The organism is Bacillus sp. 7894-2, assembly GCF_002272225.1.
Taxonomy (GTDB): Bacteria; Bacillota; Bacilli; order Bacillales; family Cytobacillaceae; genus Cytobacillus.
In genome coordinates this window covers 1-12,145 of sequence record NZ_NPDG01000044.1, presented here as the reverse complement: position 1 = coordinate 12,145, position 12,145 = coordinate 1, and the positions used below count along the sequence as shown (strand labels likewise).

Below are 12,145 nucleotides of genomic sequence, written 5' to 3'. Positions count from 1 at the left end.
AAAAAAATGTAAAATCCGCACTTTCTTTGGCGAAAGAAAACTTGTTTTGTCAGCCGGGAAGGACTTCCCGTTAAACGGGTAGAATTCCTTGTGAAAACGGGAGGGGATCAGTATGAATACAAGTGCTGCTGCCAAATTATTAGGGGTTTCACCAAGCACTATTCAGCGATGGGTTAAACAACTGGAGCTCCGGACGGAACGAAATGAATTGGGTCATTACTTATTTACGGAAGAAGACATTAGCCTGCTAAAACAGGTGCAGGATCAGCTTAATCAGGGGATTATATTGCAAGATGTTACTGTAAAGGGAAAAAAGACGAGAAAAGGTACGGTCCATGCAGAAGCAGCTGCCGCTCCGGCAATCGAGAAAATATATTTAATAATCAGCGAGCTTGAGAAGCGGCTGAACGGAAAAGCAGATGATGTGGTGTCTTATCAGCTGCTTCAGCACCGTAGCGAAATAGAGGATCTGCAGAAAGAAAATGCACGCCTGCTTAAACGAATTGAGGCTCTTGAAGCCAGGACAGCTGTTAAAACTCGGGACATCCCTCCTGATACCCTTCTGGTTTTTGATCAGGAGAAGCCCAGGAAGAAATTAAAAAAGAGAAATATTTTCACAATGCTGTTCGGATTTTAATAAGAATAAAAGCGTTAGCAACGCTTTTATTCTTATTAATCATCCCAGCTGAACCGTTGCTCTCGAAATGGGTCTCCATAGTTGTGATAGCCGTTTTTCTCCCAAAAACCAGGCTTGTCGGTTTTAGAGAACTCAATGCCTCTAATCCACTTTGCACTTTTCCAGAAATACAGATGCGGGATCACGGCCCGCAGCGGAAATCCGTGCTCGGGAGTAAGGGGCTCGCCGTTATGGGTATGTGCCAGCAGACTGGTGCTTTTTAGAAAATCTTTAATGGGAAGGTTCGTGGTCCACCCTTCTTCCGCATGAAGAATCACAAATTGTGCTGTATCTTTTACGCCTGCCCGCCTGGCGATCTCTGCGGCAGAGACTCCCTCCCAGACATTATCAAGCTTTGACCAGCCCGTGACACAGTGGATATCATTCTTGTACTGAGTCTGAGGAAGGTTCATTACCTCCTCATGCGAAAAGGATAATTCCTTTTCCACATCTCCAAATATTTGCAGATTCCATTCCTTCATATCCTTATAGTACGGAACATTTCCGTAATGAAGTACAGGAAAGGCAGTCGTCACGTTTTGATTGGGCGGTACCCGGCCTGAGGTCTGTTTTCTGATTTTCCCAAAATACACTAAAGCCACCTCCGTTCCTTCCTTTTTCTTTATCGTACCCTACTTTACAGGCTGATAACAATAACAAAAGCGGAAGCGCCTTGCCCACCCCCGACACCTCGAGGGGGTAGGCGCTGAAGCTAGACGTAGATAAATTCTTCCACAGAGTTATATACATATCGCGATTTTATAATTTCCTAAAAAAATGAAAAAGCAGCCCCCTTCCGGGAAGCTGCTTACGATTATAAGATCATTGCCGCCAGCCATCCAAACAGGATGAGCGGAATATTGTAGTGCAGGAATGTTGGCACACATGTATCCCAGATGTGATTGTGCTGTCCATCTGCATTCAAGCCTGCTGTTGGCCCCAATGTACTGTCTGATGCAGGAGAACCGGCATCTCCAAGAGCTGCGGCTGTTCCCACTAAAGCAATCGTTGCCATCGGACTGAAACCAACCTCCAGTGCAAGCGGCACAAATATAGTTGCAATAATCGGGATGGTTGAAAATGAAGATCCAATCCCCATTGTAACAAGTAAGCCGACAAGAAGCATCAGCAAGGCAGCAAGTGATTTATTATTGCCAATTACCTCAGCCGCCTGTGCAACAAGGCTATCAACATCGCCTGTTTCTTTTAATACATCAGCAAATCCGAATGCAGCCAGCATGACAAATCCAATGAATGCCATCATTTTCATACCATCAGTTAAAAGCTGATCTGTCTCGTTCCATTTAATCGCACCGCTGATGTAAATAACTATAATACCTGTCAAAGCCCCAAAGATCATCGAATCAAGCTGAAGCTGAGCGATGAGAGCTGCCGCAATTGCAATGAGTGAAAAAATAATACCCTTTTTGGAGTAATTGCCTTTTTCCGTCTCAATTAATTCGGATGGACGATAATCCCTCTTTTTACGGTAAACAAATAACGCCACTAAAAGACCCGCAACCATACCAGCTGTAGGAATAAGCATTGCCTTCGGGATATCAGCCATTTCCACTGCCAGCCCACTGTTCTCCATATTTTCTGCGAGTATTCCGTGGAAGATCTGGCCAAAGCCTGCAGGAAGCAAAATATACGGAGCCGTTAAACCAAATGTCACTACAGACGCAATCAGACGCCGGTCTATTTGCAGCTCATTCATAACCTTTAATAATGGCGGAATTAAAATGGGAATAAACGCGATATGAATGGGAATTAAGTTTTGGGAAAAAATAGACATTGCTAATATAGAAAATACGATGAGTGCCTTTGATAATGTTTTCCCTTTGGACTCCCCGTCTTTTCCGACCTTGTCAAGGACCCATTCCACTAATAGATTCGGAAGCCCTGTTGCGGAAATGGCTAAGGCAAATCCGCCCAATAACGCATAACTCAATGCAACCTCTGCACTGCCTCCAAGTCCATTTGAAAAAACTTCAATGGTTTTATCTATACTTAATCCGCCTGCGAGCCCGCCTGCCAATGCACCTGCCACAAGAGCAAGAACCACATTGACGCGCAGAAGGCTGAGAACAAGCATGATCAAAACTGCAAGTATAACTGCATTCATGATGCAACCCTCTTTCTTTTCTTTGTTTCACTTTTACTTTTACTTTAGTATGCTAAATTGGTAGAGAACTAAAACACATGTATTAAATTATCATACTTCTGCTTTTTATGTCAATGGTTTTAAGCCGATTCAAGATGGGAGTTTACGCCAGGCGGATATGATTTTGGATAAGCCGGCCGCTAAGGCTTATTATTTGCATAAAAAAACCCCGGATCGCTCCGGAGTTCTGAATTCACTATTATTTTGTTTCAAATCTTTCTACCAGCAATGCCAATGTACGCACCATTACGCCTGTCGCGCCGTCTGGTCCAAGATCATGGCTTTTTCCTGTCGTGGCTGTACCTGCAATATCGAGGTGCACCCATGGAGTGTCTTCGGCAAATTCACCGACAAAGCCTCCGCCCATGATTGCATGGCCGGCACGTCCGGGTGAATTGTTAAGATCCGCAATTTTGCTGCTTCTGATTCTTTCTTTATCTTTTTCAAAAAGAGGAAGCCGCCAGATTGGCTCGCCAGCTTCATAAGAGGCTTCCAGCACCTGTTCAAACCACTCTTCATTATTGGTTAATGCACCTGTTGTTTCTTCCCCCAGTGCAACAATGACGCCGCCAGTCAGGGTTGCCACATCCACCAGGCAGTCTGCTCCATGGTGCTTCGCATATGTTACTGCATCAGCAAGTGCCAGACGTCCTTCTGCATCTGTGTTAAGGACTTCAATGGTTTTTCCGCTCATGGAGGTGATGACATCATCCGGCTTAAACGCGGTTCCGCTCACCATATTATCTGTAGAAGGAATGACAGCGACAACATTTTGTTCAGGCTTCAGTTCGCCGATGACTTCCATGGCACCGAGTACTGCCGCTGCACCGCCCATATCGGATTTCATGCCGACAATGCCGTCCTTCGGCTTGATGGAATAGCCTCCTGTATCGAAGGTGATTCCTTTGCCGACGAGGCCGATTACATCCTTCCATTCTTCCTTGCCCTGATATTTTAAGACAATCATCTTAGGTGGCTCTGCCGACCCCTGGTTAACCGCCAAAAGAGCACCCATGCCAAGCTTAAGCATATCCTCTTTTTCCAGGATTTCCACTTCAAACCCGTATCTCCACGCCAGTTCAGATGAGTAATTTGCCAAATCGGTGGCAGTCAGCATATTGCCTGGCAGATTGACTAATGTGCGGGCTGAGTTCGTTCCTTTCCCGTGGGCATATCCAACTGTAAGGGAAGCCTTTATATCTTCCTCATCTGCGGCTTCACAATAAACGGCAATACTCTCAATTTCCTTTTCAGGTTCATTTGATTTCTGTTTATAATCTTCAAACTTATAGGTGGAAAGGGCAAACGCCTCGCTTAGTGCATGTGCTGCATCCAGCGCATCTACCTTTCCGCCAATAAAAGTATCAAGACAAACACCGGCATTTTGAAGCTTGGACGATTTCACTTCCTTGAATGCCTTTCCTAAAGCTTCACGCAAACCTTCAAAGCTGAATTCTTTTTCTTTTCCAAGACCCACTGTAATAAAACGTTTGGCCCCAATTTTTCCAAAAGTATGTATTTTTGCAATGGCTTTTTTCTTGGCAGAGATATCGCCGCTTTTCACAAGTTCTGTCAAATGGCCCTCAAAATGTTCATCTGCACGGGCAAGTAATCCCTCAAACCTGGCTGGTTTATCAAAAACACCAACAATCAGGCATTCCTGTTCGGCTGAAACGTCAAATTCTTTCTTAACAGAAAACATACTGGCACCCCCATAATCTATTTATCTCTTTATTATATCGAAAATATTGAATTATTTCGACTATCTAATTTCTGCTTTATTAATCCTTCAGATATAGTACCAGCTGAGGCAATTTAGGAAGAATACCGATTTTATCAAATGGAAGCCGGTCGATATCTTTCGGAAAAATGGAGAGACATTCCTCAATAAACCCGTACACGTGCTCCAAATCCAGCCCCCAGTGTCTGGGCCTGTAATCCTGCAAATATTCATGTGCAGCCTGCATCATCAGCCTTGCACCTTTGACATTGCCATATTCATAATGATAAATGCTGACGCTCATTTGCAGCAGGCCTTTAAAAAACAAATTGCCTTTATCGGTCATCCACATTTCCTCAAGAAGATCATGGCAGGTGTAATAATCACCTTCATTGAAACTGACAAAGAATTCATAGTACTCAAGAGGATAATCTTCCATGAAATCACTCCATTTTCCTGATCTTGTACTGATCATTTTAACAAAAAGAAAAGGGATTAAATATAATCATTCATTATAGGGTAAAGAAAATAGAGACAGAAAGGAGAATGTTATGGATCCTCTTTTATTTGCCGTTTTTACAGCCGGGTATATCCTGCTATTTATATGTGCCATTCTTATTGTAAAGAACAGCGGCCCTGTTAGTGCTGCCTTCCTGCTGCCTGTAATTCTCGGATTGATTTACGATAATGGAATTCTTGCTGCTGGCAGTTTGATCGGGGAAGGCAATACTTTAAAGCTTCTGAATTATGCCCGATTCTGGATTCATGCCTTTTTTACGCCGCTGCTTGTTCTATATTCCTGGTACACTTTAAAACAAGATGATATTGATTGGGCAAAAACAGGTACACTAAAATGGGCTGCATACCTGCTCACTGCCGGATTGATTCTTCTTGAGCTTTTTACCGAGGTTTTCGGCCTTGAACTTGAAGCAAAATGGGAATATGGAGTTCTAAGCTATTCAAACGCAGAGGCACAGGGCGGCCCTCCGATAATGGTGCTGATCATTTCCGCCGTATTGCTGGCGGCATCTGTATTTATTTGGCGCAAACAGGGATGGTTCTGGTTTTTTGCTGGCTCCGTACTGATGATTATCGGAAGCGCCGTCGATATTCCTGTTGAAAGTGCTGCTGCCGTGAATGCATTTGAATGGATTCTATTGCTTTCCCTGACAGCAACAGCATATTTTCAAAAAAAGCGCGGTTTAACAAAAACTTAAAGCAGATCCTCTTGCAGGAAGGAACAATCTATTGGAGAATATTAGTTAATATAACTTTCTTTTTAGCTCCTGAATCTGCAGGGATCGAGTCAGGGTATAACTTCGGACACAGAAAGCTGAAATGAGCAACTCAGCGTCCGAACTCGATTCAACTTCAGAAAGCAGAAAAGAATTCAAAGATGGAGTATCATACAACTCAAAGGTGGTCTCAAATGGAATTATTGACAAATTTCCCTCTATGGTCTGCTTTGGCAGCCATCTTCTTTGCCCAATTTGTAAAAGTGCCCATTCAATTTATTGCCACACGAAGAGTGGATTGGTCCCTTTTAACCAGTACAGGCGGAATGCCAAGCTCACACTCAGCTGCAGTAACAGCCCTTTCAACCGGGGTGGCGCTTGAGACCGGAGTGGACTCTGCTGTTTTCGCTGTTTCTGCCGTTTTTGCCATTATCACTATGTTTGATGCTACGGGAGTGCGGCGTCAGGCCGGGGAACAGGCGATTGTATTAAACCAGCTTGTTGCCGACTTCAATAAATTCGTTGAAGAAGCAAAGACATGGCAGAAAAAAGCTGGCCAGGAAAAACAGAAAGAATTGAAGGAGCTGCTGGGACATAAGCCGATAGAAGTACTCTTTGGCGGCCTGACTGGAATCTTATTAACTTTAGGGCTTCATTATTTATTTTCCTAAAGGTTGTGATGTGAATGAAAATCCTTTCCTTATGCCCAAGCAATACGGAATTAGTGGAATACTTGGGATTGATTGATATGCTTGCCGGCGTGGACGATTATTCGGATTGGCCGGAGCAAGTTTCCAATCTTCCCCGGCTGGGTCCTGACTTGTCTATTAATATGGATAAAGTGGAGGAATTGAAACCGGATCTTGTGCTTGCCTCCCTCAGTGTTCCAGGCATGGAAAAGAATGTAGCAGAGCTTGAAAAAAGGCAGATTCCCCATATTGTCTTAAATCCCCAAAGTCTCGCAGATATTGCAAATGACCTGGTTTTTGCTGCTGAAAAAATCGGGAGGCCTGAGAGAGGAATTTTGGCGGCTAGACAGTTTACGAAGAAAATAGAAGAACTGCAGGTCATCTCAAGCAGGATTGAGAAAAAACCAAGCCTCTATTGGGAATGGTGGCCAAAGCCTGTGTTTACTCCTGGCAAAGTCAATTGGCTGACAGAAATCAGTGAAATAGCCGGTGGACGGAATTTATTTGCTGATGTTGAGCTTGCAAGTGTCCAGACTGATTGGGAGGATGTCCTGAATCGGCAGCCGGATTATATCTGTCTCGCCTGGGTCGGTGTCAGAAGAGAAAAGGTAAATCCGGAGATTGTCCTGAAACGTCCTGGCTGGAGTGAAATGGAAGCAGTAAAACAGAACAGAATCCTGGTTTTGGAAGAAGAACTGTATTGCAGGCCTTCACCGCGGCTGATTGAAGGGGCTATAAAATTAGCGAAAAAAATTCATCCTCAGGAATTTTCTATTTGATCATACAAAAAGGCAAATCCGTTCCTTGTATCGGATTTGCCTTTCTTCTGTTTATTTTTTCTCAGATTTAATATATTGCTGCCTGAAGACCTGCATGGCTTCATTTTCATTCAGTAACTTTAAATCTTCTTCCGTCAGGGTTCCATCGCCCATTTCAACGATGTAAACATCGAGCGTTTTCTTTCCCCAATTATTATAAACATCATCAACCGTTTCATAATAGAGATCCAATTTATTCCCCTTAATGGCACCGCCTTTATCGGCTACAACACCATACCCGTAATCAGGAATAAACAGGATCGTCCCAATCGGAAAAACATTTAAATCTGCTGCGACTGTAGAGTATAAGTCCCTTTTAACTTTAACACCAGAGTATGTAATGCCAAAGGACGGATGATCGGGATTTTTTCCTGTCGACTCGTAAAAAGCTGTATATCCGGTAGCAATTACTTGTTTTTTCTGATACTGCGACCAGTCAATTGATTCCTCCAGTGTCGGCGCCTGTTCAATTGCAACAGCTTCACTCGCAGAAATCTTCGGTTCCAGGCTCACGGCCTGCTTCAAAAACTTAAATGCTACTCCAACCGATTTTAATGTATGTTCAAAATTTGAATTTCTATCTTTGTCAGCTTGCTCAGCAATTTGCTGCAGTTGTACAATTGATCTTGCTTCTACCCCGGAAATCGAATGGAAAGTTGTCAATAATGCACCTATAAATAAGGCAGTCATTACTGTACGTTTCATCCATTTTGTAATTATGTTCATCTTTTACACTCCTCCCAAAGTTAGTCATTTCCCTTCTTTGAGAGAAATATTCATAACTTATGGGAAAGCAGGTCTTCCAGCAGCCGGTTATAGACTGGATAAAGCCAGTAATGCCATAGGTTTGCCCGATTTGATCACACTAATCAAAAAAAATAAAAAATCCCTGCAGCGGCAGAGATTTCATCAACAATTTAAAACATCCGATAGCCTTTTTTACGGAGCAGCCTAATCGTAATTCCGGCAACAATGGCGCCTGCCATTCCGCTGCTGAGTATAAGGATGTCAGCCAGAGCGAGGCTGGACATTTCTACTCCAAGACTGGAAAACGAGTCCCCCGGTTTTTGAAAGTACTCAATGAAACGAACTTTATCAATGATAAAAATGGCAATAACAGGATAAATAATAGCCATAATCCAAGACATTCTTAACAGCATATTTAATATAAAACCTATCCCAAAAAACAGCACGAAAAACAGAAGCATCGAAATAGGCAAAACGAAAATCGTCATTTGCATGAACTTGTTTCCTCCCTTAACACATCAATAATTAGTTTACTTTAATGTGGATTGGGGAGTCAACAAGAAAAGCGGGCGTGTCAGTACACCCGCTGATGAAAAGAAAAACTTCGCATCCCGCGAAGTTTTAAAGTTTACTCCTTTTTCTTTCCTGTTCCTCCGCAGCAGCTGCAGGTTTCAGATCCGCCTAATAGTAATTGAAAATACCCCTTACCGGAACAATACATGCACTCTTTGTTTTCATATTTCTTAGCTGTCATTTCATTCATCTCCTTTTGAATTTTCGTAACTGAATTTTCTGATAATATATCAAGGATTTGAATAAATGAAAAGCTCCATATTTCTTGAAAAACTATCATTGGAAACGCATACAAGCGTTATTTACTTCTGATTTCTCGTTCTTCCTTTAAATTTCAGAAAATTATAAAAATAGTTTATATGCTGTATAGCCAAAAGTATTCCCCGGATTAATACCGTTGATTAAAGGTTTGATGGACGAATTCGAAGTATCCAATATGTATTTTAAAAGAACTGATGCATTCGGATCATTTGCAAGCTCTTCCGGGTTGCGATACTGCACATCAAAAAGTTCACTTTCCTGAACTTTTAATGATTGTTCAGGCTCAGCTTCAAGCAAAAACAAGATCATATTGTCACTGACTTCTCCTTTTATGACACCTGTACGCAATCCAAGCAGACCTTTCACTGTACATTTTATTCCGGTTTCCTCTTCCACTTCCCGGACTGCAGCTTCATCAGCCGTTTCGCCTGGTTCTACAAATCCTGCGGGCAGAGACCATTTGCCTTTAAGGCCCCCGTATTTCTTTTTAACGACAAGCCAATTTCCTTCAGGAGAAATAACCAGCCCGGAAACAGCTAGCCACACTTTTCCCCTTTTATGTTCGACTCCCATTTCGAACACCCCCTTTTCTTAATTTTATCATGAAAAAAAGGGACAGACTTTAGAGTCCATCCCCATGTATATATGAAAGCTGATTTGATTAAAGAACGTTGAATTTACCTTTTTTCAATACAAGAGATGGTCCGCCAACCATGTAAAGTGCACGGTTATCGATCATCTTTTTCATGAATGAAGCTTTCGTTCCAACCATTTTCTTTCCGAATGCCACACCGATGGCATCATGTTCGCCCAGAGAACATACAGTTCCTTTAATATCCGGTGTAAACGTTTCAAGATCAGTTTTATTACGGATTAAAGCTGTGATGTTTCTTGCACACACTTCACCCTGCTGCATAGCAATTTGTGCAGTAGGAGGGTATGGACGGTTAATTTCTTCATTGATGATTAATGAGCAGTCTCCGATGATAAACATATTATCATGGCCAGGAGCGCGCAAATCAGGCTGAACTTTTACACGGCCGCGCATTGCTTCAATGCCGGATTTTTCAATAATAGAATTTCCGCGTACGCCTGCAGCCCAGACAACTGTTGCAGCTTTGATTTCTTCTACTTCATCTTCGCCCTTGCCAACGATGATCCCTTCAGGAGTAGCTTCTTTAATAGCTGTTCCGATCATGAATTGTACGCCTTTTTTCTCCAAGTGGGATACAGCGTAATTAACAAGATCCGGATCAAAGCCTGGAAGAACCATTGGAGCTGCTTCCACACAAATGATTTTCACTTTATGGTAGTCCACATCGTATTCTTTGCAAAGCTCAGGAACACGGTTTGCCAACTCTCCGAGGAATTCAATGCCAGTGAAGCCTGCACCGCCGACAACAATTGTCAGGCGCTCATCTTTTTTCTCGGATTCTGTATTATAAGTAGCAAATTGATATTCGATGTGCTCACGGATTTGACGTGCAGCATTGACATTGACAATCGAAAAAGCATGTTCCTTAAGCCCTTTGATACCGAATGTCTCCGGCTCGGCTCCAAGTGAAACAACCAGATAATCATAGTCAACTTCGCCGTTTTCCAAAATGACTTTCTTTTCTTCTGCTTTAATTTCAAGAGCAGTGCCCTGAACGAATTCAACTTTGTTGCGGTCAATAACATCTTTTATATCATAGCGTACACGATCATGATGAAGTGTTCCCGCCGATGCCTCGTGCAGCCATGTTGTTTCATAATGGTAATCATTCTTATTCACTAAAACGATTTCTGCTTCGTTTGTTCCTACAGATTTCTGCAAACGGGTTGCTACCATCAAACCGCCGTAGCCTCCACCGAGGATTACAATCTTTGGCTTTCTCAAGTGTATCACTTCCACCTTTTTTAAGTATTTTCTAATGTTTTCTTATCTTCCGCTGCTTTATATTTTTTATAGCAAAAAACATAAAAAAACATTGTGATTTTATTCACTAATCAGTTCAAAAAAACTCAATAAAATTGTCATAAAATATTAACATTATTCCTCCATTAATCTTATTCTACTTCATATAGTTTTTCAACCCTAAAAAAATAGACGAAAAACTTAAAAATCTTAAGAAAATTTTAAAGAATATCCGTGTTTTTATTGCAGGTTTTCTACTTGAAATCTTCCAATTATTCATAATATTTACCTCTATTGATGAGGTTTCAAACGATTTATGTTAAAATAAAGAGTGGAATTTCAATACATACGTGGGGGGATATTGCATGAATGAAGATCAAAAGGTGTATGACATAACCATCATTGGCGGGGGGCCAACTGGTTTATTCACTGCTTTCTACGGGGGCATGAGACAAGCTTCAGTAAAAATTATTGAAAGCTTGCCGCAGCTTGGGGGACAATTATCTGCTCTTTATCCTGAAAAATACATATACGATGTTGCCGGCTTCCCAAAAGTCCGCGCCCAGGAATTAATTGATAACCTTAAGGAACAAATGGCTAAATTCGAGCCCACTGTATCACTTGAACAATCTGTTGAAAAGTTAGAGAAGCAAGCTGATGGAACATTCAAGCTTACAACCAATAAAGAAGTACATTACTCAAAAACCATCATTATCACTGCAGGCAATGGCGCTTTCCAGCCTCGCCGCCTTGAACTTGAGAGTGCAGTTCAATATGAAGGCAAAAACCTTCATTACTTTATTGATGATTTAAATCATTTCGCCGGGAAAAAGGTAGTTGTTTTCGGTGGAGGGGATTCTGCAGTGGACTGGGCATTAATGCTTGAGCCTATCGCTGAGAAAGTGACGATTGTTCATCGCCGCGATAAATTCCGCGCGCATGAGCACAGTGTAGAAAATCTGCAGAACTCTAAAGTCGAAATTAAAACACCTTATGTTCCGGCAGAGCTTATTGGTGACAGTGAAGCAATCAGCCAAGTCGTACTTGAAGGTGTGACTTCAAAGGAAAAAGAGGTATTTGATGTTGATGCTGTGATCGTTAACTACGGATTCGTTTCCTCCCTTGGCCCAATTAAGGAATGGGGTCTTGATATCGAAAAGAACTCCATCGTTGTTAACTCCAGAATGGAAACAAATATCGAAGGCATTTATGCGGCCGGCGATATCTGCACATACGACGGGAAGGTCAAGCTTATTGCCTGCGGTTTCGGTGAAGCGCCAACTGCCGTCAATCACGCAAAATCCTACATTGATCCAAAAGCGAAAGTACAGCCAATGCACAGTTCTTCCATGTTTGGCAAATAAA

The 12,145-nt window shown here is 42.3% G+C and carries 14 protein-coding genes; 5 read left to right on the top strand and 9 right to left on the bottom strand.

The genetic code is table 11. The features are described 5' to 3' along the window. Positions 1 to 112 precede the first annotated feature (112 nt). Positions 113 to 637, top strand: coding sequence for a MerR family transcriptional regulator (locus CHI10_RS07210; RefSeq protein ID WP_095243618.1), 525 nt, complete (start codon positions 113 to 115; stop codon positions 635 to 637). Between the two features lie 35 nt (positions 638 to 672). On the opposite strand, the gene CHI10_RS07205 is transcribed toward CHI10_RS07210, so the two are convergent. The 4 genes from CHI10_RS07205 to CHI10_RS07190 form a co-directional block, all read right to left on the bottom strand. After that, complete coding sequence (locus CHI10_RS07205) at positions 673 to 1,269, bottom strand: sulfite oxidase-like oxidoreductase (protein ID WP_095243617.1); 597 nt, start codon at positions 1,267 to 1,269, stop codon at positions 673 to 675. Positions 1,270 to 1,490: 221 nt separating this feature from the next. After that, positions 1,491 to 2,801: a Na+/H+ antiporter family protein gene (locus CHI10_RS07200; protein WP_095243616.1), complete on the bottom strand. Its 1,311-nt coding sequence runs from the start codon at positions 2,799 to 2,801 to the stop codon at positions 1,491 to 1,493. Positions 2,802 to 3,039: 238 nt separating this feature from the next. Beyond that, complete coding sequence (locus CHI10_RS07195; protein ID WP_095243615.1) at positions 3,040 to 4,542, bottom strand: leucyl aminopeptidase; 1,503 nt, start codon at positions 4,540 to 4,542, stop codon at positions 3,040 to 3,042. 79 nt (positions 4,543 to 4,621) lie between these two features. Then, the gene (locus tag CHI10_RS07190) at positions 4,622 to 4,999 is read right to left on the bottom strand and encodes a DUF309 domain-containing protein (protein WP_095243614.1); all 378 of its coding nucleotides are present in this window, start codon (positions 4,997 to 4,999) and stop codon (positions 4,622 to 4,624) included. A gap of 112 nt (positions 5,000 to 5,111) precedes the next feature. Between CHI10_RS07190 and CHI10_RS07185 the strand changes: the two genes are divergently transcribed. From CHI10_RS07185 to CHI10_RS07175, 3 genes are all read left to right on the top strand, one after another. Beyond that, entirely contained in the window at positions 5,112 to 5,777 is a 666-nt protein-coding gene (locus tag CHI10_RS07185; protein ID WP_095243613.1) for a hypothetical protein, read from the top strand. A gap of 212 nt (positions 5,778 to 5,989) precedes the next feature. After that, positions 5,990 to 6,466, top strand: coding sequence for a divergent PAP2 family protein (locus CHI10_RS07180; protein ID WP_095243612.1), 477 nt, complete (start codon positions 5,990 to 5,992; stop codon positions 6,464 to 6,466). A gap of 14 nt (positions 6,467 to 6,480) precedes the next feature. Further along, the gene (locus tag CHI10_RS07175; protein ID WP_095243611.1) at positions 6,481 to 7,263 is read left to right on the top strand and encodes a cobalamin-binding protein; all 783 of its coding nucleotides are present in this window, start codon (positions 6,481 to 6,483) and stop codon (positions 7,261 to 7,263) included. Between the two features lie 51 nt (positions 7,264 to 7,314). Here CHI10_RS07175 and CHI10_RS07170 read toward each other — a convergent pair whose 3' ends face one another. The 5 genes from CHI10_RS07170 to CHI10_RS07150 form a co-directional block, all read right to left on the bottom strand. Next, on the bottom strand, positions 7,315 to 8,028 hold the full coding sequence (locus CHI10_RS07170) for a 3D domain-containing protein (protein WP_095243610.1): 714 nt from the start codon (positions 8,026 to 8,028) through the stop codon (positions 7,315 to 7,317). Positions 8,029 to 8,219: 191 nt separating this feature from the next. After that, positions 8,220 to 8,543, bottom strand: a complete 324-nt coding sequence (locus tag CHI10_RS07165) for a YuiB family protein (RefSeq protein WP_095243609.1) — start codon at positions 8,541 to 8,543, stop codon at positions 8,220 to 8,222. Between the two features lie 134 nt (positions 8,544 to 8,677). After that, positions 8,678 to 8,803: a YuiA family protein gene (locus CHI10_RS22255; RefSeq protein WP_159867914.1), complete on the bottom strand. Its 126-nt coding sequence runs from the start codon at positions 8,801 to 8,803 to the stop codon at positions 8,678 to 8,680. A gap of 161 nt (positions 8,804 to 8,964) precedes the next feature. Then, on the bottom strand, positions 8,965 to 9,456 hold the full coding sequence (locus CHI10_RS07155) for an NUDIX domain-containing protein (RefSeq protein WP_095243607.1): 492 nt from the start codon (positions 9,454 to 9,456) through the stop codon (positions 8,965 to 8,967). Between the two features lie 88 nt (positions 9,457 to 9,544). Next, the gene (locus tag CHI10_RS07150) at positions 9,545 to 10,762 is read right to left on the bottom strand and encodes an NAD(P)/FAD-dependent oxidoreductase (protein WP_095243606.1); all 1,218 of its coding nucleotides are present in this window, start codon (positions 10,760 to 10,762) and stop codon (positions 9,545 to 9,547) included. 383 nt (positions 10,763 to 11,145) lie between these two features. Between CHI10_RS07150 and CHI10_RS07145 the strand changes: the two genes are divergently transcribed. After that, positions 11,146 to 12,144: an NAD(P)/FAD-dependent oxidoreductase gene (locus CHI10_RS07145; protein WP_095243605.1), complete on the top strand. Its 999-nt coding sequence runs from the start codon at positions 11,146 to 11,148 to the stop codon at positions 12,142 to 12,144. Position 12,145: the final 1 nt, after the last annotated feature.